This is a genomic window from Pantoea sp. 18059 (assembly GCF_902706165.1).
Lineage (GTDB): Bacteria > Pseudomonadota > Gammaproteobacteria > Enterobacterales > Enterobacteriaceae > Pantoea > Pantoea agglomerans.
Window position 1 is genome coordinate 170779 of the sequence record NZ_CACSJS010000008.1, and the last position, 22660, is coordinate 193438.

Here is a 22660-nt window from a genome sequence, read left to right on the forward strand (position 1 = left end):
CGTTAATGTTCTCTGGTATCAAAGGTTTTTGGCGGCACAGGATCGTCACCACCCGGGTTCAAGGGGTGGCATTTTAATACGCGTTTTAATGTCAACCAACTGCCTTTTATCAGGCCGAACCTGCGTAATGCCTCAATTCCGTAATGAGAGCAGGTCGGGTGAAACCGACAGTGTGGTCCCAGTAATGGACTGATGCCGCGTTGATAGACGCGTATCAGGACGATCAGGAGCCGCGCGCCAGGCGACAGTGACGACGCCATAATTTCTCCAACGCTTCCGCCAGCATACGGTTATCCAGATCGGCAACCCCCTTCTTCGCGACCACCACGAAGTCCATCGACGGCAGTTCATGTTGACGCAGACGAAAGCTTTCGCGGGTCAATCGCTTGATCCGGTTGCGTTCATGAGCGCGTTTCACATGTTTTTTAGCGACGGTGAGACCGATGCGGGGATGCCCCAGCGCGTTAAGGCGGCCGAGAATAGTAATTTGCGGCGTGCCAGCCCGTTGTGGCTGCTGGAAGACGAAAGTGAAATGAGTGGGAGTTAACAAACGTAACTCCCTGGGAAATGCGAGCTTACCCATCAGGGCTTGCTTTATTACTTAGAAACGGTCAGACGAGAACGGCCTTTAGCACGACGACGTGCCAGAACCTGACGACCATTTTTTGTTGCCATACGAGCACGGAAACCGTGTGAACGGTTGCGCTTCAGTACGGACGGTTGAAAAGTGCGTTTCATGGCGGTTTCTACCTAAACTTGAAAATTTTCACTGGGTGACGCGTTTCGGGCCAGAAAATCGACCTACGCCTCAATGTGTCTTTAATAAAGAGGCGGGATTGTAATAATTGTACAGTCCCGAGTCAATTTACTTCGCGTGTCATAGTGCCTGAAAACCCGCATACAGCCCGCAGAGTCCCGACTTTGCGCCTGATGGCTCAATGTCGGGTGGAGAATTATACGGGCTCCGCACTAAAGCGCAAGGATCGCACGGGATCTTATTGCGATCGGCTTGCCGGATCCTGGGGATAAAATGAGATGTCGCCCGAAATTTTAATGGATTGCGCCAGATCCCTGCTGGTTTTTCCCGCAACTGGCGTAAACTTCTTTGCGCGCCTCTGGCCTGTGGATAAAAAGGATCAAAACTGTGTAGAAAGGGAAGATCTCTGCCTCGCTTTGCGCTATGATCCGCCCTTCCGCTGACGATCCTCCGGTGATTGCAGGACGGAAAACCGCTGATAGCGGTCGCAGGCGCTTTCTTAGCGTCTGTGTCAAAAATGAACGTTTCTTAGAGTAACGCCTACTATTCTTTTCGAATTTGTACGAGTGGAGTCCGCCGTGTCACTTACGCTTTGGCAACAGTGTCTTGCCCGTTTGCAGGATGAGCTTCCTGCCACCGAATTCAGCATGTGGATCCGTCCACTGCAGGCTGAGTTAAACGACAATACGCTTGCCTTGTATGCTCCAAATCGCTTCGTACTCGACTGGGTTCGGGACAAATACCTTAATAGTATCAATGCACTGCTGAATGAATTCTGCGGTCCAAACGTGCCCACGCTGCGTTTTGAAGTGGGAACGCGCCCGGTTCAGCAGCAGGCGGCAGCGGTCAGCCAGCCTGTAATGGCCAGCGTCAGCGCGCCCGTGATGCCCGTACAGAGCCATATTCGTCCGGCCCCGACGCAGATCATGCGTCCCAGCTGGGATAATGTCCCGGCTCCGGCCGACGTCACCTATCGCTCAAATGTGAACAACCGTCATAACTTCGATAACTTCGTCGAGGGTAAATCTAACCAGCTGGCGCGCGCGGCGGCACGTCAGGTGGCGGATAATCCAGGCGGCGCTTACAACCCGCTGTTTCTGTATGGCGGCACCGGTCTCGGTAAAACGCACCTGTTGCATGCGGTGGGCAACGGCATCATTGCCCGAAAACCCAATGCAAAAGTGGTTTATATGCACTCCGAGCGCTTCGTGCAGGACATGGTTAAAGCACTACAGAACAATGCGATTGAAGAGTTCAAACGCTACTACCGTTCGGTAGATGCGCTGCTGATCGATGACATTCAGTTCTTTGCTAATAAAGAGCGATCGCAGGAAGAGTTCTTCCACACCTTTAATGCCTTATTAGAGGGCAATCAGCAGATCATCCTCACCTCGGATCGCTATCCAAAAGAGATCAACGGGGTGGAAGATCGTCTTAAATCACGTTTCGGCTGGGGTTTAACGGTGGCGATCGAGCCGCCTGAGCTGGAAACGCGTGTGGCGATCCTGATGAAAAAAGCGGATGAGAACGACATCCGTCTGCCTGGTGAAGTCGCCTTCTTTATTGCCAAGCGGTTACGCTCTAACGTGCGTGAGCTGGAAGGCGCGCTGAATCGCGTGATCGCCAATGCCAACTTTACTGGCCGGGCGATTACCATCGACTTCGTGCGCGAAGCGCTGCGCGATCTGCTGGCGCTGCAGGAAAAGCTGGTCACCATCGATAATATTCAGAAGACCGTGGCTGAGTACTACAAAATTAAGGTGGCGGATCTGCTTTCCAAGCGCCGTTCGCGCTCGGTGGCACGTCCACGCCAGATGGCGATGGCGATGGCGAAAGAGTTAACCAACCATAGCCTGCCAGAAATTGGCGATGCTTTTGGGGGGCGCGACCATACAACGGTGCTTCATGCCTGCCGCAAGATTGAGCAGCTGCGTGAAGAGAGCCACGATATCAAAGAAGATTTCTCTAATCTCATCAGAACATTATCTTCCTGACGCTATGAAATTTATTGTTGAACGTGAGCAGTTGCTGAAGCCGCTGCAACAAGTAAGTGGCCCCCTGGGTGGTCGTCCGACGCTGCCGATCCTCGGAAACCTGCTGCTGCAGGTAACTGAAGGTTCGCTGTTGCTGACCGGTACCGATCTGGAAATGGAGATGGTCGCACGCGTGGCGCTGACTCAGGCACATGAGCCTGGATCCACCACCGTTCCGGCGCGTAAATTCCTCGATATCTGTCGCGGATTGCCGGATGGCGCAGAAATTACTCTGGCACTGGAAGGCGATCGCATGCTGGTGCGCTCTGGCCGCAGCCGTTTTTCGCTGTCGACCCTGCCCGCCAGTGACTTCCCCAATCTTGACGACTGGCAGAGTGAAGTTGAATTTACCCTGCCGCAGGCAACGCTGAAACGGCTGATTGAAGCGACCCAGTTTTCGATGGCGCATCAGGATGTGCGTTACTACCTCAACGGCATGATGTTCGAAACCGAAGGGGAAGAGCTGCGCACCGTGGCCACTGACGGTCACCGTCTGGCTGTCTGCTCCATGCCGATTGGTCAGGCGCTGCCGAGTCATTCGGTGATTGTGCCGCGTAAAGGCGTGATTGAACTGCTGCGTCTGCTGGATGGCGGCGATACTCCGCTGCAGGTTCAGATTGGCGGCAGCAATATCCGTGCGCATGTCGGCGACTACATCTTTACCTCTAAGCTGGTTGATGGCCGTTTCCCCGATTATCGTCGCGTATTGCCGAAGAATCCGGACAAAGCGCTGGAAGCGGGCTGCGATCTGCTCAAACAGGCCTTTGCCCGCGCCGCTATCCTCTCTAACGAGAAGTTCCGCGGTGTTCGCCTCTATATCACCGAAAATCAGTTGAAGATCACCGCCAATAACCCTGAACAGGAAGAAGCGGAAGAGATGCTGGATGTCAGCTACAACGGCACGGAACTGGAGATTGGCTTCAACGTCAGTTACGTGCTGGATGTGCTGAACGCGCTGAAGTGCGAAAACGTCCGTCTGCTGCTGACCGATTCGGTGTCGAGCGTGCAGATTGAGGATGTGGCGAGCCCGGCAGCGGCCTATGTCGTCATGCCCATGCGCTTGTAGAATATATCGGCCTGGCTTACTTGCTACGTTGTGCCCCGGCAGTGCTCGCCATCCTCACGTACTTCAGTACGCTCCGGTGGCTGTGCGCTGGCGGGGCGCAACGTAGCTGCGACGCCGACGGCCTGGTGACTGAGGTATCGGGCAAACCTGCTTTGCCGTTGACGCCCTGGATCGCCAGGCCCAAAATTTTATTGCCCTTCACGCTGGACTGATTCATGGCTTTAACCCGCCTTCTTATCAAAGATTTTCGTAATATTGAGCAGGCTGACCTGCAGCTGGCACCCGGCTTTAATTTCCTGGTCGGCGCCAACGGCAGTGGTAAAACCAGCGTTTTAGAAGCGATTCATACTCTGGGGCATGGCCGTTCGTTTCGCAGCCTGCAGGCGGGACGCGTGATTCGTCACGACGAGGCGGCGTTTGTGCTGCATGGACGTCTGGAAAACAAAGAGCGGGAAATTTCAGTCGGGCTGACCAAAAACCGTGCCGGTGACAGCAAAGTGCGCATTGATGGCAGCGATGGTCACAAGGTCGCGGAGCTGGCGCAGCTGTTGCCGATGCAGTTAATCACCCCTGAAGGCTTTAGTTTGCTGAATGGCGGCCCCAAATATCGCAGAGCCTATGTCGACTGGGGCTGCTTTCATAACACCCCCGGCTTTTTTAACGCCTGGAACAACATGCGCCGCCTGCTTAAACAGCGGAACGCGGCGCTGCGCCAGGTCTCACGCTACAGCCAGATTCGTCCCTGGGATCAGGAGCTGGTTCCGCTGGCTGAACAGATCAGCCAGTGGCGGGCGGAATACAGTGCGGCGATTTCAGCGGAGATCACCGCCACCTGTGGCCAGTTTCTGCCGGAATTTGAGCTGCGCTTCTCATTCCAGCGTGGCTGGGACAAAGAGAGCGACTACGCCGAACTGCTGGAACGTAACTTTGAGCGCGATCGCGCACTGACCTATACCGCCAGCGGCCCCCATAAAGCGGATTTTCGTATTCGGGCTGAAGGGACGCCGGTAGAAGATTTACTCTCACGCGGGCAGTTAAAACTGCTGATGTGTGCATTGCGTCTGGCACAGGGCGAGTTCCTGACAAGCCAGAGCGGACGCCGCTGTATTTACCTCATTGATGACTTTGCTTCTGAGCTGGATGAGAGCCGCCGACGCCTGTTGGCGGAACGGTTAAAAGCCACTCAGGCTCAGGTATTTGTCAGCGCAATTTCTGCCGGACATGTAATCGACATGACCGACGAAAAGGGCAAGATGTTCCGCGTGGAACAGGGTAAAATAGCGGTTCAACCTGAAGATTAAAATGAGCGAGAAACGTTGATGTCGAATTCTTATGACTCCTCAAGTATTAAAGTCCTGAAAGGACTTGATGCGGTACGCAAACGCCCGGGCATGTATATCGGCGATACCGATGACGGTACCGGTCTGCATCACATGGTATTCGAGGTCGTGGATAACGCAATCGACGAAGCGCTCGCTGGTCACTGTAGTGACATTGTGGTCACCATCCATGCCGATAACTCCGTATCGGTGCAGGATGATGGACGCGGCATTCCTACCGGTATTCACGAAGAAGAGGGCATCTCTGCCGCTGAAGTGATCATGACCGTGCTGCATGCTGGCGGTAAGTTCGATGATAACTCCTATAAAGTCTCCGGCGGCCTGCACGGCGTGGGCGTCTCCGTGGTTAACGCCCTGTCGCAGAAGCTGGAGCTGACCATTCGTCGCGAAGGCAAAGTGCATCAGCAGATTTACGTCCATGGCGTACCGCAGGCACCGCTGGCGGTGACGGGTGAGACCGACATTACCGGGACCCGTGTGCGTTTCTGGCCGAGCCACGAAACCTTTACCAACGTGCGCGATTTTGAGTATGACATCCTGGCGAAACGCCTGCGTGAACTCTCATTCCTGAACTCCGGCGTGTCGATTCGTCTGGATGATAAGCGTGATGGCAAAAGCGATCACTTCCACTATGAAGGCGGCATCCGGGCGTTTGTTGAGTACCTCAACAAAAACAAAACCCCGATTCACCCTACCGTGTTCTATTTCTCTACCGAGAAAGATGGCATTGGTGTGGAAGTGGCGCTGCAGTGGAACGACGGCTTCCAGGAAAATATCTACTGCTTTACCAACAACATCCCACAGCGCGACGGCGGTACACACCTCGCCGGTTTCCGTTCAGCGATGACCCGTACCCTGAATGCCTATATGGAAAAAGAGGGTTACAGCAAGAAGGCCAAAGTCAGCGCCACCGGTGATGATGCCCGTGAAGGTCTGATCGCTGTGGTTTCGGTGAAAGTGCCGGATCCTAAATTCTCCTCGCAGACCAAAGATAAACTGGTCTCCTCCGAGGTGAAAACAGCGGTTGAGCAGCAGATGAATGAACTGCTGGCTGAATACCTGCTGGAAAACCCATCAGACGCCAAAATTGTAGTCGGCAAAATCATCGACGCCGCCCGTGCCCGTGAAGCGGCACGCCGCGCCCGTGAAATGACTCGCCGTAAAGGCGCGCTGGACCTGGCGGGTCTGCCAGGCAAACTGGCGGATTGCCAGGAGCGCGACCCGGCGCTGTCTGAAATCTACCTGGTGGAGGGTGACTCCGCAGGCGGCTCGGCCAAACAGGGCCGTAACCGTAAAAACCAGGCGATTCTGCCGCTGAAAGGTAAGATTCTTAACGTTGAGAAAGCGCGTTTCGACAAGATGCTCGCCTCCCAGGAAGTGGCCACGCTGATCACCGCGCTGGGCTGCGGTATTGGTCGCGACGAGTACAACCCGGACAAGCTGCGCTATCACAGCATCATCATCATGACCGATGCCGACGTCGATGGTTCGCACATCCGTACCCTGCTGCTGACATTCTTCTATCGTCAGATGCCTGAAATCATTGAGCGCGGCCACGTTTATATCGCCCAGCCGCCACTCTATAAAGTGAAGAAAGGCAAGCAGGAGCAGTACATCAAAGATGATGAAGCGATGGATCAATACCAGATCGCTATCGCGCTTGATGGCGCGACGCTGCACACCAATGCCAGCGCGCCGGCGCTGGGCGGTGAGCCGCTGGAGACGCTGGTCACTGACTTCAACAGCACCCAGAAGATGATCAAGCGTATGGAGCGCCGTTATCCGATGGCCATGCTGCGTGCGATGATTTATCACGACACGCTGAGCGACCTGACCAGCGAAGCAGAGGTTACAACCTGGCTGAATGGTCTGGTGAGCTATCTGACTGAACGCGAAGCGCATGGCAGCACCTATCTGGCACAGGTGCGTGAAAACCGCGAATCAAACCTGTTCGAGCCGGTACTGCGCGTCCGTACCCACGGTGTAGATACTGACTATCCGCTGGATGCTGATTTCATTCAGGGTCCTGAGTACCGCAAAATCTGCGCCCTGGGCAGCAAGCTGCGTGGTCTGCTGGAAGAAGATGCTTATATCGAGCGTGGCGAGCGTCGTCAGCCAGTGGCAAGCTTCGAACAGGCGATTGAGTGGCTGATTAAAGAGTCGCGTCGTGGCCTCTCGGTCCAGCGCTACAAAGGTCTGGGCGAGATGAACCCGGAGCAGCTGTGGGAAACCACCATGGATCCAGACAGCCGTCGTATGCTGCGCGTTACCATTAAAGATGCGATTGGCGCTGATCAGCTGTTCACTACCCTGATGGGCGATGCGGTTGAACCGCGCCGCGCCTTCATCGAAGAAAATGCGCTGAAAGCCGCCAATATCGATATTTAACCGGCATCAGCGATGAAAGGCCATCACCCAGGTGATGGCCTTTTTTTTGTGCCGTCCGGGCGGAAAACCCGCCAGGAGGTGCCTTCCTGCCCGCAGGCTGCGATCCCGATCACGTTTTAACCCGGTCTGCTCCCTTACTCTTGCCCCTCTTTGCGCATTTACCGCGCACTATTCCACACAGGGAGTTACACCATGATTGTTTGCGATCGTCACGACTGGGACAGAGAACGTCACGCCTTTCATCCGGTAGTCGATCAGGCGATAAGCTGGATTGCCAGCACAGATTTCAGCCAGCTGGAAACCGGCAAATATGAGATCCTGCCCGACAACAAAATGTTCTGTCTGGTGCAGGAGATGATGACCGAACCGGCCAGCGCACGTAAAGCGGAGTCCCACTTCAACTACATCGATATTCAGTATCTGCTGGCAGGCACCGAAAATATTGGCGTGGCCCGCGCCCATCCCGACCAGCACATCACCGAAGATTTTGCCCAGCAGCGAGACGTCGTTTTTTATCAGAAGATATTGAATGAGTCTGTGATTACGCTGATGCCCGGCATGTTCGCGCTCTTTTTCCCGCACGATATTCATCGTCCCTGCTGCGCCCCTGGCGAACCCGCAACAATCCGAAAAGCCGTGATTAAAATCCACCGCGATCTCTTTACCGCCTGAAGCTGGCGGTCAGCTGGCCGTTCTCGCCTGCCATGAAACTGGTCAATGTGCGCTGAATCGCGCTAGCATTGAACAAAACCCAGACGCTACGAGGACTCTATGGCTATTAAATTGATCGCTATCGACATGGATGGCACCCTGCTCAACCCGCAACATGAGATCACACCGGCGGTGAAATCCGCCCTGGATCGCGCCCGTCAGCAAGGGGTGTCGATTGTTCTGACCACCGGCCGGCCGTTTGTGGGTATCCAGCGCTATCTCATGGAACTGGATATGCAGACGCCCGGCCAGTACGCGATCAGCAACAACGGTGCGCTGGTTCATCAGGCCGAAGATGGTGAGTGCGTGGCGGAAGTGACGCTGACCTTTGACGACTACCTCTACATTGAGAACCTGGCACGTGAGCTTGGCGTACATTTCCAGGCATTCGACAAAACCCATCTCTATACCCCTAACAAAGACATCAGCGAATACACCATCCATGAAGCGAGCCTGACCGGCATTCCGGTGCGCTACCGCGCGGTGGAGGAGATGGATCGTGCCATGCGCTTCCCGAAACTGATGATGATCGACCGGCCCGCTCTTCTCGACGCGGCGATTGCCCGCCTGCCCGGGCATGCTCAGCAGACCTACACCATCCTGAAGAGCGCGCCTTATTACCTCGAAATCCTCGATCGTCGGGTGAATAAAGGCCAGGGCGTCAAAATGCTGGCTGAGAAGCTCGGCCTGAAGCAGGAAGAAGTGATGGCGATTGGCGATCAGGAGAATGACCTGGCGATGATCGAATACGCAGGAACGGGTGTCGCAATGGGGAATGCCATTGACTCTGTTAAGAAAATTGCTCAGTTCATCACCAAAACCAATATGGAAGATGGCGTCGCGCATGCCATCGAAGAGTTAGTGCTGTAACGGCCTGTTCTCTGCCGGGCCGCTTCGGCCCGGATCCCCTAACCCGGCAAAATTGCTGCACCGCAAAACAGAATCGCGTAATTTGTCGGGCAACTCTTTCTCCGTGGGTTTCATCATGTCAGAAAAACAGATCACTTTTGCTGCCCGTCAGCATCAGCTCACCAATATTAATGTCTGGACTGCCGATAGCCAGTGGCTGGCGTTTGACGTTCGTCCATCGGGCGCATCGTTTACCAGTCAGACCATTGAGCGGGTCAATGTGATGACCGGTGAGGTGGAGGTGCTCTATCAGGCCCGGCATGGTGCCCATGTCGGCGTCGTCACGGTCAGTCCCGATCTGCCACCGCGCTACGTCTGCATTCATGGCCCGGAACATCCCGATGCCAGCTGGCAGTATGACTTCCACCACCGGCGCGGGGTGATCGTTCAGAACGGTGCGGCGGTGAATCTGGATGCCTGCGATATCACGCCACCGTTTACTCCTGGCGCGCTGCGTGGCGGCTCGCATGTACATGTCTTCAGTCCCGATGGTTCTCGCCTGAGCTTTACCTACAATGACCACGTGATGCACGAACTGGATAGCCGGCTCGATCTGCGCAACGTCGGCATCGCAGTGCCCCTTTGCGCTGTAACGCCCGAAAAGCAGCATCCGCGCGAATATGACGGCACCTTTTTTTGCCTGCTGGTGAGCCAGACGCATGCGGAACCGCTGCCAGGCAGTGACCAGATTAATCGTGCCTGTGAGGAGTGCTGGGTCGGTGAGCGTGGCTACCAGAAGCCGGACGGCAGCTGGCAGCGCTGGGCGATCGCCTTTATTGGCGACACGCTGACGGCGCAGGGCGAAAAAAGGCCTGAAGTTTTTATTGTTGATCTGCCTGATGCACTGGAGGATTACGCCCGCGCCGGAGAGACGCCGCTGGAGGGCAGCAGCCAGCAGTTACCTGCGCCACCGGCTGGCGTGCAGCAGCGTCGCCTGACGCACAGCCGTGGTGTGGCTCTGCAACCTCGCCACTGGCTGCGCGCCGCACCGGATGGCAGCCAGATAGCGTTTCTGATGGCGGATGCCGCAGAGGTGATCCAGCTCTGGACGGTCTCCCCCAACGGCGGCGAACCGCGTCAGATCACCCGACTCAGCCACAGCATTCAGTCCGCCTTTAGCTGGCATCCTGACGGCCAGGCGATCGCTTTTATCTGCGATAACAGCGTGATGCGATGTGACGTTGAGAGCGGCGCATGTCAGCGTCTGACCCGCAGAACAGAAGAGGCGCCATCAGGTGACGCGGTGGTCTGGTCACCGGATGGTACACAGATTGCTTATATGCGTGAGGTGAATGGCTGGCGGCAACTCTTTACGGTTGCGGCAGTGACCGCATAGGGGGCATAGGCTGCGCCTGCGCCAGGCTTTCCTGCGTATGCGCCAGCCTTTCGCTCTGCAGGATGCGTTCACGTGGAGAGTCGAGAGATTTATCTTTGTCGCTGCGGTAGTAGTCCCACGGCAGCAGCAGCGTATCCAGCACGGCAGAGAAAGGAAGATCGATTAACGCCAGCGGCTTCAATGCCCAGCTGGTATCACCATCGGACAGCATGTCAGCGCTGGCACGGGTGCCTGGATAGTAGCCCTGACTCGCACCCGTGTGAGACATCACGCTGGAACAGCCGGTTGTTGCCATTGCGCAGCACACCACTCCAGCCAGAGGTAAGGTCTTCATCAATTTCATCATCATCATCCCTTCAGTCATGGCATAAGCCTGGCTGAGTTTGCTTGCCAGACAACGTCAACACTCTGGGGCGAAGTCCGTCTGGGTCTGGCAAAAGTAGTCCTGAGTGTATGCCATTTCCACAATTTGGCGAAAAAAATTGCATTTCACCCTCTTGAAAATGGTCTTGTGGCACCCATTTTTAGTTTACGGACGCACTCACCGTTGCCGCAAGGGACAGTGGGGTGCCATATCCAGCCTGTCCAGTAGTGGAAGGTTGCCAAAACTTGCTGAAATTCAGGAGTCTTAATATGCGTAATTTTGATCTCACCCCACTTTATCGCTCTGCTATCGGTTTTGATCGCCTGTTTAACCTGCTCGAATCTAATCAGAATCAGAGCAATGGCGGCTATCCTCCCTATAACGTTGAACTGGTCGATGAAAATCACTATTGCATTACTATTGCGGTGGCCGGTTTTGCTCAGAGTGAACTGGATATCACGGCGCACGATAACGTGCTGATCGTGCGGGGTGCCCATCCTGAAGAGCAGACCGAGCGTAAATACCTGTATCAGGGTATCGCCGAGCGTAACTTCGAGCGTAAATTCCAGCTCGCCGACCACATTGTGGTGCGCGATGCCCGTCTCGAAAATGGTCTGCTGAGCATCGATCTTGAACGACTGGTGCCGGAAGAGGCGAAACCACGCCGTATTGAGATTCTGAAGTAACCATGACAAACGCCGCGTTAGCGGCGTTTTTTTTGCCCTTATATCTGAAGGCAGACTTGTCCTTACGGCTGCGTTCGCATCGCTAAACGCTGACCCAGCACGCCACCAAACACATTGATCAGCAGCCCCAGTATAATCACCACCGCACCCAGCATCTGCTGCCCGGAGAGATGCTCATCCAGCACCAGCGCGGCGGTAATAATCCCCACCACCGGCACCAGCAGCGACAGCGGCGCGACGCGCCAGGTTTCGTAGCGACTCAGCAGATTCCCCCAGATGGCGTAACCCACAATGGTGGCGACAAATGCCAGATAGAACAGCGCCAGCACGGTCTGCAGGCCGATATGCAGCAGGCTATAAACGATGGCGGCCTGACCATCAAACAGCAGCGAACAGGCAAAGAAAGGAACGATCGGCACCAGCGCACTCCAGACCACCAGTGACATGATCGGCACGCTGCGGTTCCGCATAATAATCTTATTGGTGATATTACCCAGTCCCCAGGAGAGCGCCGCCGACAGCGTCAGCATCATGGTGGTCAGCGTGATACCGGCGCTGGTCTGCCCTTCCATGCCTGCCGTCGCCAGCAAAAACATCCCCAGCGTAGCGATGATAATCCCGACAATATGATTCCAGCGCAGCCTCTCCGCCAGCAACAGCGCGCCCAGCAACAGGGTAAAGAATGCCTGCGCCTGCAGCACCAGCGAGGCCAGACCGGCAGGCATGCCGAGCTTGATCGCCAGGAACAGAAAGGCGAACTGACCAAAACTGATGGTCATGCCATAAACCACCAGCCAGCGCAGCGGAATCGGCGGGCGACGCACAAAGAAAATGGCGGGAAAGGCGACCAGGGTAAAACGCAGCCCGGCGAGCAAAAAAGGCGGCATACCCTGCAGCCCCAGCTTGATCACCACAAAATTGACGCCCCACGCCACCACCACGCACAGCGCTAACAGCATATCTTTTACCGACATCAGAAACTCCTTGTCCTGCCGTCAGGCGGTGACCGCAATCGGGGTCGCGATATCGGCGCAGCAGCCTTCACCCACGATGCGAAAATAATCATCTACAGCCAGCGCGATCGACTTATCCAGCTCGCCCGCGTTAAACCATAACGTTCCGACCTGTTGCAGCCGGGTATCCACCCGCAGCGCCAGCCGGTCATCAAAACTAAACGGCGGTACCGCGCCCATCACACAGCCCGTCAACGCCTGCGCCAGCTCCGGAGCGGCGAAAGAGGATTTTTTGCCGCCGATGGCGCGCGCCGCACTTTTGAAATTGATCCGGCAGTCGCCCGGCACTATCGCCAGCAGCTGACGCGATGGCGCACCGTCCGGCATGCTGACCTCCAGCACCATCGCTTTGGCCGCCTGGCCCAGCAGGTTACCGCGTATCTGGCTGATCTGTTCGGTCTGCCCTATCGCCTCATGTTCCACCACGCGGTAGCTGGCCTGCTGCTGATCCAGCAGCGCAGTAATTTTTTCAAACGTCGTCATTCCCTTCTCCTGTTCTGGCACAGCCCGGCTTAGCTCCAGGCGATAGCGTGTTTCATTTTTTTATCGGTCAGCCCGAAAAAGAAACCCATGGTGATACGGGTATCGCCTTCGACCCGATCGATCTCATGATAAAACGCAGGATTAAACAGATAGATATCGCCACTGCGTGGTGAAAATTCGCAGATCTCGCTGTTTTCAATCACCCCACTGCGATAACCCAGCTCCCCGGCGGTTTTGAACTGCTCATCCTCTGGCGACCACTTTTTGTTGTAGATGCGCAGTGCCCCACCCGCGTTGCACTCCTGCAGGCAGACCACGCAGCTGAGCTGATGCAGGATTTGCGTCACCACCAGCGAAGTCTCTGCGGCGTCGCGCACGATATTGTCGTTATGCAGCGGGTTCGCGACGCCATTGGCATGAAAGCGCACGATAGAACCGGCATAGTCTCCACTACCCGGTTCGTGGGCGATGCGTAAACTTTCCAGCCGCAGCGCATGCTGAACCCAGCGGTAAATCTGTTCGCGCAGCGTATTCAGTGAGGGCGGCAACGCCGGCTGGATATCGCGCAGCTCGGTAAAATAGTTATCGGGAGCCGCAGTATGACGCGCCAGATAGGGGCCGAGCGTGGTCAGCGCGCCATTGGGATAGTGGGAGACACGGATCTTTTCCCGGCAGCTCTGCAGGTCAGTCACCACCGCTTCCCGCACCTCTGGCGTCAGGAAATTACGCAGCACCAGCAGCGGCACCCGTGCGGTGACGATGTCATCCAGCCAGGTCGATTCCACAAACATGTTGGGGTTAATCACGCGGAACTGATTGAAAATTGCCATGTTTATCACTCCCTAAACGGTATTTCATAGAGTTCATGATTGTTCATTCGCCGCCAGTTGCCAGCGCTGCCTGGTATTGCCACGGGTTCAGAGGCGATCAGCGTGCAACCATCCTGTTGCTGAAAATGCATCGTAAAATAGTCGGGCCAGGGCGTGTCGTGCGGATACCACTGCCACGCCCAGGCTTTGTCACGGGTGACGAAAATGGCATTCCCTGCGCTGCCGCCCGGCTCTACCTGCGCCATCTTTGCGCGCAGATAGTCGCGGGTGAAATCGGCAGGCGTGGTCTGATCCACCAGATAACGCAGATACTCTTCTGAATCGAAGCGCGATTCGGCCAGACCGAGCTGACGGTAAATCGTCGGCAGAAAGCCGTTATGCATCATGTACCACTGATGTCCGGCGCTGTTGCGCCACAGCGGATGAGAAAACGCCAGTCCCTGATTTTTACTCAGCGTGGCGTGCCGCACATGCACCGCCAAAAACCGGCTGCGCAGCCGATCCACATCGATACCGGGCAGCGCTTCTGCGAACGCGCCGGTGCCGTGCAGGGTACGAATCTCACCCTCTTCGAGCCACAGACAGCCCCAGCCGTTGGGGTGTTCTTTAATCGGGCCATCGTGTTCGGCGCTTTCACCGCAGCTCATGGCGCGCGCCGCCTCCAGAATTTCTGCGCTGTCGAACCGACCATGCGCCAGAATCATCCTGCACATACTTTATCTCTCCTGGCCGCCACCGGCTGCGCGGCAATCACCTGCTGAAAAGTGGTCATAATCGGCTCACGCGCTGTGGCCGTCAGGCTGAAAGTGGCCAGAATGCCCGCGTGACGCGTCAGGTCGGCATAGAGCGATGAGCGTGACGAAACCTGTAACGCAGGCAATCTGAGTGGCGGTAACAACGCGCCCTGCTGATGCTGATCGATCCAGCGTTCGGCAGCCTGCAGCTGCGCCGGTTGCCGCAACCGCAGCTGGCCGATCGCACCGGGTGTGGTGAAGGCAAAGACAGGTAACGCGCCGCCCGCTTCTAACCGGAAGGTGACTTCCGCCCAGTTGATGCCGGTCGCCTCCTGCACCAGCGTCGCCACGCCCATGCCGGAGAGCCGGAACCCCATCTCCAGGAAATGCGGCACGCCGTTGACCACAATAAAATCGATATGAAATGCACCCTGACGATAGCCAAAGGTTTCGCAACAGAAGGTCATCAGGCTGCTGAACGAGACCGGCAGGGCCGCTGCCGCCATCGCCACATGCCCCGACTCATAAAAGCTGACGCAGCCCTCAGCATCCCGGTGCTGCTCAATCACCTTCTGGCAGCAGGTCAGCGCCTGGGGATGTCCCTGATGCACTACGCCCTGTAATGAAAACTCATCGCCGATCAGCGCGCTTTCCACAATAAAGCCGCTGAAGCCGCGTCCGCCGTAGTTCATGGTCTGCACCAGCTGTTTCACTACGCTATGCAGCTGATCGGCATGCTCAATCAGCCAGATACCCAGGCCGCCGCCGCCATCCACCGGCTTCACGACGCAGGGATAGATCAGCGCCTGTCCGGCATCCAGAATGCTGAGCGGCGAGGCGAAAAAGCGGAACTCCGGCTGCGGGAAGCGCGGCCAGGCTTTTTTTAGCGCCATGCGCTGCGCATATTTATCCAGCGGAATAAAGGCGGCGGGCGCATCCGGCCCAGCCAGCATCTCGCGCAGTCGTCCGGCGCTGGCGTTGTAGGCTTCAAAGCCCGCCAGCACCACCAGCGGATGCGCCAGTAAACCGGCGTGCAGATAGGCCTGCATCACCTCCCAGGGATTCTCGGGTCGATCGAGGCGAATGATCAGATCAAATGGCAGAGCCAGGCTTAACGACTGGTAATCGACGAAATCACCCATTTCAGCCAGCACGGTAAAATAGCCGTCGCGCTTCGCCACCGCGCAGTAAGGATTTTGCCCGTCGCGGGTGGCGCCAATTTGCAGAAAAATCTTTTTCATCGCCTCGCCTTACCGGGTTATCGCCCGGAAATGATTTCTGTCACGATGTCATTGAGCACACCGTTATTGACCTGAATCACCGCTTTGTGGGGATCAAAACGCAGCACGCGCGATAGCGGATCGGCGCTTTTGCCCTCCAGCAGCGAACTGACCGGCTTGCTCTGCCAGCAGTGCCGCATCTGCGTCAGCGTCATGCCGGAGAGCCGGGTTAACTGCTGTGCCAGCGCGCGATCTTCACTGCGTTGCTCAAGCAGATCGCGGATGGCCGCCTCATCCAGCGTAATCTGCTGCTGCATCAGCCAGTGTCCGAGCTGCTCTCCCTGCGCCAGGAACGGGGAGTAGATCATGCAGATCAGCTGATCTTCGCTGAGGTCAAACGCCTGTATGGCGAAGTCCGCCGCGCGCTGCCGCTGCCGCTGGATCGCGGCGTCATCCTGATAGCGCGCCGCCATCTCATCGATTAGCGCGGGCGGAAAATCTTTCTTCACCATCAGTCCCAGCGCAAAGCGCACATATTCGCGGATCCCTTCGGCATAGTGGCGCTGCAGCAGCGTTTCTGCCCGCAATCCGCGCAGGTGCGCCATCAGCGTCGGATTACCGCAGTCGGATTCGGAAAAACTGAACATCAGCGCATCAAAACGGAAGCGCATAAATTCGCTGAGCAGTGCCCAGTGCGCGCCCGCTTCATAGGCGGTGTCCTGATAGATGTTGAAGAACAGTGGATTGCGCGCCAGCTGGTGGGTGATGCGGTGCGCAGGCGTCAGCTGCTCGGCGCCATAAACATCGCTGAAGTAGCGCTCTGCCACGCCATCCAGCGTCTGCAGAAACCCACTGAAGCCCCTGCTTTTGTCCACCACCGGCGCATCAAACAGCCGTGAGAGGTGCCGCGCCCAGGCGACATAGGCGGCCTGCTCCTGTGGCGAGTCGCCGGTAACAATCAGATCCACGCCACCGTTGTAGTCTGCCGCCAGGCCAAAGGAGTTCACCATGCTGAGATTACAGGCGTTGCAGAAGGTCGAGCGCGCGTCGGCGCGAAACCGGTGGCCATTCATCAGCACGTCATTGCGGTTCTGCTGCCGCACGCTGTCCGGCATCGGCAGGTCGCGGTCAAACGGCCGGATCAGCAGGCCATCCACCACCAGACACTCCACCCGCTCATCATCATGCATCGCCAGCGACTGATAAACGCGGTGGATATTCTCCATTACGCTCTGATTCATCGCCGCATGGCGATTGGTGCTGATCCGCAGATGAAAGGTGCTGCCCTGCTGCTGCCAGATCAGTCCCTGAATGTAACGCACGTAAGCCACCATGTAGCTGCTGTCTTTTCCCCCGCCATAGGCGAGCAGCACACGGTTATTCTCCAGCTGCTGCTGATCCGGCAACGCTGCCAGCAGGCGAAGAGAGCAGCGCTGAGCAGACTCAATGATGGCGGGTGACAGATACGCTTCCATCTCCTTCATCATGGCGGGCAGATTATTCATTTCTCACGTTTTCCTCAGGTGAACAGAATCACTTTATGGTCTGAAGCCCGGGGCTGACGGGGTCGCCGGGCCGTTTAGCGTTATGAATAATTAAGAGATGCAGCCTAAAGTACTTTGAATGTACTCTGTTGAATATGCACAGATCAGCGCGATATGGGGTGGAACAGATGGCCGATATTATCGGTGAACAGGAGAGTCAGAGCAGTCGTTACCGCCAGATCGCAGAACAGATCAAGCAGGCCATTCATGCCGGTTCGCTGGCACCTGACAGCCGTCTGCCGTCGGTGCGCACGCTGGCGACGCAGTACAATGTCAGCCTTACCACCGCCCTGAAGACACTGCGCACGCTGGAAGATGAGCGTTACGCCGTTGCCCGCCCCAAATCGGGCTTTTTTGTTGCCCCGCAGCGGCCCTCTTCCCGTCAGCTGCCCGCCGTCAGTGAACAGCCGCGCGCCATCGCGCCGCTTGATGAGCAGACAGAACTCCATCTGGCGATGCTTGGCTCAGACTGCCGGGTGCGTCTCGATCTGGCCAACGGTGACAGTGCGCTCTATCCGGTCAAGCGCATCGGCCTGCTGATGCGTCAGATGGGCTACAGCAAACCGGCCCTGCTCGGGAATACGGTGAAGGGCACCGGCTATGCGCCGCTGAAAACAGAGATTGCCCGCCGGGCAGTGGGTTACGGCTGCAATATCAGCGCTGACGATATTCTGATCACCAACGGCTGCATTGAGGCGATCTCGCTGTCGCTGCGCGCCACGACCCAGCCGGGCGATGTGGTCGCCGTGGAATCACCCTGCTATTTCGTGCTGCTGCAGATGCTGCATAACCTCAATTTACGGGTGATTGAAGTGGAAGCCGGGCCGGAAGGGTATGTCGATGTCGCGAAGCTCACCGGGCTGTTTCAGCGCAAGGCGGTGCGGGTCTTCCTCACCCTGTGCAACGTCAACAATCCGCTGGGAAAAAGCATTCCCAACGAGCATAAGGCCTATATTGCGCGGCAGGCGGATGAAAACGACGTGGTGATTATTGAGGATGATATTTTTGGCGATACTGCCTTTGGTGAACGCCGCCCTTTCCCGATGCGCGCCTTCAGCCCCAACGCCATTCTCTGCAGCGGCTTCTCTAAAACCGTGGCGCCAGGCATTCGTATCGGCTGGGTTCACAGCGTCAACTACATGCGCAAAATCGCCTCACTGAAATATACCTCAACCATGGGCACCTCGGTGCTGTCGCAGGCGGCGGTGGCGGAGCTGCTGCGCAGCGGCGGCTATGATGCTCACCTGCGTAAGCTGCGGCGTGAGCTGGCACGACAAATCCGTGAAATGCGTCAGTCAGTGCTGCGGGAATTTCCGGCGGGGACCCGGGTGTCCGATCCGGAAGGAGGCTATGTGCTGTGGGTTGAGATGCCCCGACAGGCGCTGAACGTGCGCGAGCTGTTTCTGAAAGCGCGCAACGCGGGCATCGGCATTGCGCCGGGCCACATTTTTGCCACCGACCAGCGCTACGATCACTGTTTCCGGCTGAATGCCGGTTTTGGCTGGAATGCAGAGGTGGAACAGGCGATTCAGCAGCTGGCACAGTGGTGCCAGCTGTCGTTAACCGATACGCAGGATTAGCTGTCGCGCCAGGCGTTCTCAACCTCTTCCGCCAGAATCTGCACCGCCCGCTCAATATTCTCTGCATCCGGCACGTAATTCATCCGCATACATTGATGGGTGTGCGGCCACGCCTGTTCCAGTCCCGGGAAGAAGAAGTGGCCCGGCACCATCAGCACGCCGCGCGCTTTCAGCCGCTGATAAAGCAATTCGGTGGTGATCGGCAGATCGCGGAACCAGAGCCAGAGGAAAATCGCCCCTTCCGGCTTGTGGATCAGGCAGCGGTCTTCCGGCAGATAGCGCCGCAGGATCGCAATGGTCTGCTGCACCTTCTGCTGATAGAACGGCTTAATCACCTCTTCGGAGAGCCGCAACAGATCGCCGCGACGGATCATCTCATTGGCAATGGCCGGACCGATACTGCCGGGTGCCAGACTGATGATGCCGTTCATATTGCTCAGCGCGGTGATGGTCTTCTCGTCAGCGATAATGATGCCGCAACGCGCACCCGGCAGGCCGAGCTTCGACAGACTCATGCAGAGAATGATGTTGGGGTTCCACAGCGGGCGCACCTCGCTGAAGATGATGCCGGGGAACGGCACGCCATAGGCATTGTCGATCAGCAGCGGCACGTCATGCTGCTGTGCCAGCGCATCGAGCTGCATCAGCTCATCATCGGTGATCACGTTGCCGGTGGGGTTGGTCGGGCGCGATACGCAGATCAGCCCGACCTCTTCATTCATCGGCAGATGCTCAAAATCGACATGATATTTAAACTGACCTTCAGGCAGCAGCTCAATGTTCGGCTTCGCCGACACAAACAGCCCCTCTTCCAGGCCGGCATCCGCATAGCCCAGATACTCAGGCGCCAGCGGGAACAGCACCCGCTTTTTGCTGCCATCGGCCCGGCGCCCCGCATACAGGTTAAACAGATAGAAGAAGGCGCTCTGGCTGCCGTTAGTCAGCGCAATGTTCTGTGCGGTGATGGGCCAGCCAAGCTGATCACTCAGCAGCCCGGCCAGCGACGCCAGCAGCGTCGCTTTACCGCGCGGGCCGTCGTAATTGCACAGTGCCTCGCTGAGTTTGCCTTCCTCATGCATCTGCTGCAGCAGTTGCTGAAAGTAGTCGTTCATGGCCGGGATCTGCGCCGGATTACCGCCGCCCAGCATGATGGTGCCGGGCGTTCGCAGGCCCGCGCCCATATCTTCCATCAGACGTGAGATGCCGGAATGTTGGGTAAATTTGTCGCCGAACTGAGAAAAAGACATAGCGGTTAAATATTTGTGATAGCGAATCGGGGGTCCACCATAACGCCCGCCATGGGCGGGCGCAATGGAAAGGCGAGGGGATTACTTCAGCGCCTGCGGGTTCACGCAGTTTTTCTCGACGCTTCCGCCGAGTGCAGCGAGGAGATTTTCTACCGCATCCTGCATCATGCCGTAGCGGGTTTCATGGGTGGCAGAACCGATATGCGGCAGCGTCACCACATTGGGCAGCGACAGCAGCGGAGAGTCGGCAGAGACCGGCTCCTGCTCAAACACATCCAGCCCGGCGGCATGCAGTTTGCCCGCCTGCAAAGCGGCGATCAGCGCATTCTCATCCACCACCGGCCCGCGACCGGCGTTGATCAGCACCGCATCCGGCTTCATCAGTTCAAGCTCGGCGGCACCGATCAGATGGTGCGTCTCTTCAGTCAGCGGCAAACTGATGCAGACGAAATCACTCTGCTTCAGCAGCGCCTCCCGTTCACAGCGCTGTGCGCCAAAGCGCGACTGCGCCTCTTCATGCTCGCGGCGGGCGTTATAGAGGATTTTCATACCGAAGCCAAAGTGGGCGCGCTGCGCCAGCGCCATCCCGATACGTCCCATGCCGAGAATACCCAGCGTTTTATGATGCACGTCGATGCCGAACTGTGCCGGACCGATGCTCTTCTGCCAGTTGCCCGCTTTGACCCAGGCATCCAGTTCCGGTACCCGACGCGCGGTGCTCAGTACCAGCGCCATCATGGTGTCCGCCACGGTTTCGGTCAGCACGGTCGGCGTGTGCATCAGCACCACGTGACGCTGATTCAGCGCATCCACATCAAAATTGTCATAGCCTACAGAGACGCTGGAGCAGACGCGCAGATTGGGCATCTTCGCCAGCAGCTCACCATTCACTTTACCGCCCGATCCCAGCAGACCTTCTGCCTGCTGAAACGCCGTAGCATGTTCCTGCTGGCTTTCCGGCGAGAGATCGCTGATTTCCGTCACGTCACACTGTTCAGCCAGGCGAGCATAGAGATCGTCGGGCAGTTTTTTATAGAGAATTACAGCGGGTTTCATTCGGTGGCTCCCGGTCAATAAGTAGCGGGCGGCTTGCAGGCCGCCCGGAGAAATAGAGGCTAACGTTTACGCTTTCAGGCGGGTTTTGCACCCTGCAGCGGCGGCGCTTTGTTCTGCGCCGGTTTCACAATCAGCGTCAGCCACACCGAAACCAGCAGGGCCGATCCCATAAAGATGTAGGACGCGGACGGGCTGCCGGTGGCTCCATTAAGATAGCCGACAATCCATGAACCGATAAACGACCCCAGCGCACCCATACTGTTGATCAGCGCCATTGCGCCACCGGCGACATTGCGTGGCAGCATCTCAGGAATAATGGCGAAGAACGGCCCGTAAGGCGCATACATCGCGGCACCGGCAATCACTAACAGGGTGTAGGACATCCAGAAATTGTTCGATCCCACCAGATAAGAGCCCAGGAACGCCAGCGCGCCCACCAGCAGCAGCGGCCAGACGAACAGCTTACGGTTCTGGGTTTTATCCGACGCCCAGGAGACCACCACCATCGCAATGGTCGCCGCCAGATAAGGCACCGCAGAGAGCCAGCCCGCCTCTACCATACCCATCTGCGTGCCGTTACGCAGAATCGACGGCAGCCACAGCACAAAGCCATAGACGCCGATGCTCCAGGCAAAATATTGCAGGCAGAGAATGATCACGTTGCGGTTGCGGAACGCTTCGCTGTAGTTGCGCACTGCTTTAATATTTTCCTGCTCTTTCTGCAGTTCAGCCTGCAATGCCGCTTTCTCGGCATCGCTCATCCAGCGCGCCTGCGCCGGCTTATCCTGCACCAGGAACCACCAGGCGATCGCCCAGACCACCGCCGGAATCCCTTCGAAGATAAACATCTCACGCCAGCCAAACGATTCGATCAGATAGCCTGACACGACCGACATCCACAACACCGTGACCGGATTACCCAGGATCAGGAAGGTATTGGCGCGTGAACGTTCCGACTTGGTAAACCAGTTGCTGATGTAGATCAGCATCGCGGGCATCACCGCGGCTTCCACCACGCCCAGAATAAAGCGAATGGCCGCCAGCATCGGAATGTTGCTGACCACGCCGGTCAGTGAGGCACAGCCGCCCCACAGGATCAGGCACCAGAAGATCAGTTTCTTGACGCTGCGGCGTTCGGCGTAAATTGCACCCGGGATCTGGAAAAAGAAGTAACCCAGGAAGAACAGCGCACCCAGCAGCGAGGACATACCTTTGGTGATGCCGAGATCGTCATTAATCCCGGCAGCAGAAGCGAAGCTAAAATTTGCACGATCGAGATACGCCAGGCTGTAGGTGATAAACACGATGGGCATGATGAACCACCAGCGTTTTGGCGCGATTGTCTGCTTTTTCATCGGGAACT

Annotated in this window: 22 protein-coding genes; 9 read left to right on the forward strand and 13 right to left on the reverse strand. The window is 57.0% G+C overall.

Going from position 1 to position 22660, the window contains the following annotated elements:
- Window positions 1-2: 2 nt before the first annotated feature.
- From yidD to rpmH, 3 genes are read right to left on the reverse strand one after another with little or no spacing between them, the layout of a single operon-like run.
- Window positions 3-260 (reverse strand): membrane protein insertion efficiency factor YidD, encoded by a 258-nt coding sequence (gene yidD, locus GVJ63_RS19030; protein WP_008926397.1) that lies wholly within the window; start codon window positions 258-260, stop codon window positions 3-5.
- Window positions 224-583, reverse strand: a complete 360-nt coding sequence (rnpA, locus tag GVJ63_RS19035) for a ribonuclease P protein component (protein WP_008926396.1) — start codon at window positions 581-583, stop codon at window positions 224-226. The genes yidD and rnpA overlap by 37 nt, the downstream gene beginning before the upstream one ends.
- A 14-nt stretch (window positions 584-597) precedes the next feature.
- Window positions 598-738 (reverse strand): 50S ribosomal protein L34, encoded by a 141-nt coding sequence (gene rpmH / locus GVJ63_RS19040; protein ID WP_003849659.1) that lies wholly within the window; start codon window positions 736-738, stop codon window positions 598-600.
- Window positions 739-1335: 597 nt separating this feature from the next.
- Here rpmH and dnaA point away from each other — a divergent pair.
- The 7 genes from dnaA to GVJ63_RS19075 all read left to right on the forward strand — a co-directional run bounded on the left by dnaA (window position 1336) and on the right by GVJ63_RS19075 (window position 10540).
- Window positions 1336-2751: a chromosomal replication initiator protein DnaA gene (gene dnaA / locus GVJ63_RS19045; RefSeq protein ID WP_010671615.1), complete on the forward strand. Its 1416-nt coding sequence runs from the start codon at window positions 1336-1338 to the stop codon at window positions 2749-2751.
- A 4-nt stretch (window positions 2752-2755) separates the two neighbouring features.
- Window positions 2756-3856, forward strand: coding sequence for a DNA polymerase III subunit beta (gene dnaN / locus GVJ63_RS19050; protein WP_010258930.1), 1101 nt, complete (start codon window positions 2756-2758; stop codon window positions 3854-3856).
- A 215-nt stretch (window positions 3857-4071) separates the two neighbouring features.
- Window positions 4072-5157, forward strand: a complete 1086-nt coding sequence (gene recF / locus GVJ63_RS19055) for a DNA replication/repair protein RecF (protein ID WP_010258927.1) — start codon at window positions 4072-4074, stop codon at window positions 5155-5157.
- An 18-nt stretch (window positions 5158-5175) separates the two neighbouring features.
- On the forward strand, window positions 5176-7584 hold the full coding sequence (gene gyrB / locus GVJ63_RS19060) for a DNA topoisomerase (ATP-hydrolyzing) subunit B (RefSeq protein WP_010258926.1): 2409 nt from the start codon (window positions 5176-5178) through the stop codon (window positions 7582-7584).
- A gap of 192 nt (window positions 7585-7776) precedes the next feature.
- A complete protein-coding gene (locus GVJ63_RS19065; RefSeq protein WP_010258925.1) occupies window positions 7777-8256 on the forward strand; it encodes a YhcH/YjgK/YiaL family protein in 480 nt (159 codons plus the stop codon).
- A gap of 99 nt (window positions 8257-8355) precedes the next feature.
- Window positions 8356-9165, forward strand: a complete 810-nt coding sequence (yidA, locus tag GVJ63_RS19070; RefSeq protein WP_010258924.1) for a sugar-phosphatase — start codon at window positions 8356-8358, stop codon at window positions 9163-9165.
- 115 nt (window positions 9166-9280) lie between these two features.
- Entirely contained in the window at window positions 9281-10540 is a 1260-nt protein-coding gene (locus GVJ63_RS19075) for a DUF3748 domain-containing protein (protein ID WP_033759371.1), read from the forward strand.
- Here GVJ63_RS19075 and GVJ63_RS19080 read toward each other — a convergent pair.
- Window positions 10515-10883, reverse strand: a complete 369-nt coding sequence (locus GVJ63_RS19080; RefSeq protein ID WP_223564587.1) for a YceK/YidQ family lipoprotein — start codon at window positions 10881-10883, stop codon at window positions 10515-10517. The two genes, GVJ63_RS19075 and GVJ63_RS19080, sit on opposite strands and share 26 nt — an antisense overlap.
- Before the next feature lie 290 nt (window positions 10884-11173).
- Between GVJ63_RS19080 and ibpA the strand changes: the two genes are divergently transcribed.
- On the forward strand, window positions 11174-11590 hold the full coding sequence (gene ibpA / locus GVJ63_RS19085; protein ID WP_159227236.1) for a small heat shock chaperone IbpA: 417 nt from the start codon (window positions 11174-11176) through the stop codon (window positions 11588-11590).
- A gap of 62 nt (window positions 11591-11652) precedes the next feature.
- Here ibpA and GVJ63_RS19090 read toward each other — a convergent pair whose 3' ends face one another.
- The 6 genes from GVJ63_RS19090 to GVJ63_RS19115 are packed head-to-tail and all read right to left on the reverse strand — an operon-like array spanning window position 11653 to window position 17375.
- Entirely contained in the window at window positions 11653-12564 is a 912-nt protein-coding gene (locus GVJ63_RS19090) for an EamA family transporter (protein ID WP_159227237.1), read from the reverse strand.
- Between the two features lie 21 nt (window positions 12565-12585).
- A complete protein-coding gene (locus GVJ63_RS19095) occupies window positions 12586-13086 on the reverse strand; it encodes a YbaK/EbsC family protein (RefSeq protein ID WP_010258916.1) in 501 nt (166 codons plus the stop codon).
- Between the two features lie 29 nt (window positions 13087-13115).
- Window positions 13116-13916 carry a hypothetical protein gene (locus GVJ63_RS19100; RefSeq protein WP_010258915.1) on the reverse strand — a complete coding sequence of 267 codons (801 nt, stop codon included), beginning with the start codon at window positions 13914-13916 and terminating at the stop codon, window positions 13116-13118.
- Window positions 13917-13921: 5 nt separating this feature from the next.
- The gene (locus GVJ63_RS19105; protein ID WP_029519718.1) at window positions 13922-14629 is read right to left on the reverse strand and encodes a class II glutamine amidotransferase; all 708 of its coding nucleotides are present in this window, start codon (window positions 14627-14629) and stop codon (window positions 13922-13924) included.
- Window positions 14617-15891, reverse strand: a complete 1275-nt coding sequence (locus tag GVJ63_RS19110; protein ID WP_159227238.1) for an acetyl-CoA carboxylase biotin carboxylase subunit family protein — start codon at window positions 15889-15891, stop codon at window positions 14617-14619. Before GVJ63_RS19110 ends, GVJ63_RS19105 begins: the two co-directional genes overlap by 13 nt.
- A 17-nt stretch (window positions 15892-15908) precedes the next feature.
- Window positions 15909-17375, reverse strand: coding sequence for a hypothetical protein (locus GVJ63_RS19115; protein WP_010258913.1), 1467 nt, complete (start codon window positions 17373-17375; stop codon window positions 15909-15911).
- 167 nt (window positions 17376-17542) lie between these two features.
- On the opposite strand from GVJ63_RS19115, the gene GVJ63_RS19120 reads away from it, so the two are divergent.
- Window positions 17543-18994, forward strand: coding sequence for a PLP-dependent aminotransferase family protein (locus tag GVJ63_RS19120; RefSeq protein WP_010258912.1), 1452 nt, complete (start codon window positions 17543-17545; stop codon window positions 18992-18994).
- Here GVJ63_RS19120 and GVJ63_RS19125 read toward each other — a convergent pair.
- The 3 genes from GVJ63_RS19125 to GVJ63_RS19135 form a co-directional block, all read right to left on the reverse strand.
- On the reverse strand, window positions 18991-20241 hold the full coding sequence (locus GVJ63_RS19125) for a valine--pyruvate transaminase (protein WP_010258911.1): 1251 nt from the start codon (window positions 20239-20241) through the stop codon (window positions 18991-18993). The genes GVJ63_RS19120 and GVJ63_RS19125 overlap by 4 nt on opposite strands.
- Window positions 20242-20322: 81 nt before the next feature.
- Window positions 20323-21297, reverse strand: coding sequence for a glyoxylate/hydroxypyruvate reductase GhrB (gene ghrB / locus GVJ63_RS19130; RefSeq protein ID WP_159227239.1), 975 nt, complete (start codon window positions 21295-21297; stop codon window positions 20323-20325).
- Between the two features lie 74 nt (window positions 21298-21371).
- Window positions 21372-22652 carry an MFS transporter gene (locus tag GVJ63_RS19135; protein ID WP_010258909.1) on the reverse strand — a complete coding sequence of 427 codons (1281 nt, stop codon included), beginning with the start codon at window positions 22650-22652 and terminating at the stop codon, window positions 21372-21374.
- Window positions 22653-22660 lie beyond the last annotated feature (8 nt).

What these genes read in the sequence shown, in the direction of transcription:
- yidD (WP_008926397.1), bottom strand. Translation starts at nt 260, where the DNA reads ATGGCGTCGTCACTGTCGCCTGGCGCGCGGCTCCTGATCGTCCTGATA.
- rnpA (WP_008926396.1), bottom strand. Translation starts at nt 583, where the DNA reads ATGGGTAAGCTCGCATTTCCCAGGGAGTTACGTTTGTTAACTCCCACT.
- rpmH (WP_003849659.1), bottom strand. Translation starts at nt 738, where the DNA reads ATGAAACGCACTTTTCAACCGTCCGTACTGAAGCGCAACCGTTCACAC.
- dnaN (WP_010258930.1), top strand. Translation starts at nt 2,756, where the DNA reads ATGAAATTTATTGTTGAACGTGAGCAGTTGCTGAAGCCGCTGCAACAA.
- recF (WP_010258927.1), top strand. Translation starts at nt 4,072, where the DNA reads ATGGCTTTAACCCGCCTTCTTATCAAAGATTTTCGTAATATTGAGCAG.
- gyrB (WP_010258926.1), top strand. Translation starts at nt 5,176, where the DNA reads ATGTCGAATTCTTATGACTCCTCAAGTATTAAAGTCCTGAAAGGACTT.
- GVJ63_RS19065 (WP_010258925.1), top strand. Translation starts at nt 7,777, where the DNA reads ATGATTGTTTGCGATCGTCACGACTGGGACAGAGAACGTCACGCCTTT.
- yidA (WP_010258924.1), top strand. Translation starts at nt 8,356, where the DNA reads ATGGCTATTAAATTGATCGCTATCGACATGGATGGCACCCTGCTCAAC.
- GVJ63_RS19075 (WP_033759371.1), top strand. Translation starts at nt 9,281, where the DNA reads ATGTCAGAAAAACAGATCACTTTTGCTGCCCGTCAGCATCAGCTCACC.
- GVJ63_RS19080 (WP_223564587.1), bottom strand. Translation starts at nt 10,883, where the DNA reads ATGAAATTGATGAAGACCTTACCTCTGGCTGGAGTGGTGTGCTGCGCA.
- ibpA (WP_159227236.1), top strand. Translation starts at nt 11,174, where the DNA reads ATGCGTAATTTTGATCTCACCCCACTTTATCGCTCTGCTATCGGTTTT.
- GVJ63_RS19090 (WP_159227237.1), bottom strand. Translation starts at nt 12,564, where the DNA reads ATGTCGGTAAAAGATATGCTGTTAGCGCTGTGCGTGGTGGTGGCGTGG.
- GVJ63_RS19095 (WP_010258916.1), bottom strand. Translation starts at nt 13,086, where the DNA reads ATGACGACGTTTGAAAAAATTACTGCGCTGCTGGATCAGCAGCAGGCC.
- GVJ63_RS19100 (WP_010258915.1), bottom strand. Translation starts at nt 13,916, where the DNA reads ATGGCAATTTTCAATCAGTTCCGCGTGATTAACCCCAACATGTTTGTG.
- GVJ63_RS19105 (WP_029519718.1), bottom strand. Translation starts at nt 14,629, where the DNA reads ATGTGCAGGATGATTCTGGCGCATGGTCGGTTCGACAGCGCAGAAATT.
- GVJ63_RS19110 (WP_159227238.1), bottom strand. Translation starts at nt 15,891, where the DNA reads ATGAAAAAGATTTTTCTGCAAATTGGCGCCACCCGCGACGGGCAAAAT.
- GVJ63_RS19115 (WP_010258913.1), bottom strand. Translation starts at nt 17,375, where the DNA reads ATGAATAATCTGCCCGCCATGATGAAGGAGATGGAAGCGTATCTGTCA.
- GVJ63_RS19120 (WP_010258912.1), top strand. Translation starts at nt 17,543, where the DNA reads ATGGCCGATATTATCGGTGAACAGGAGAGTCAGAGCAGTCGTTACCGC.
- GVJ63_RS19125 (WP_010258911.1), bottom strand. Translation starts at nt 20,241, where the DNA reads ATGTCTTTTTCTCAGTTCGGCGACAAATTTACCCAACATTCCGGCATC.
- ghrB (WP_159227239.1), bottom strand. Translation starts at nt 21,297, where the DNA reads ATGAAACCCGCTGTAATTCTCTATAAAAAACTGCCCGACGATCTCTAT.
- GVJ63_RS19135 (WP_010258909.1), bottom strand. Translation starts at nt 22,652, where the DNA reads ATGAAAAAGCAGACAATCGCGCCAAAACGCTGGTGGTTCATCATGCCC.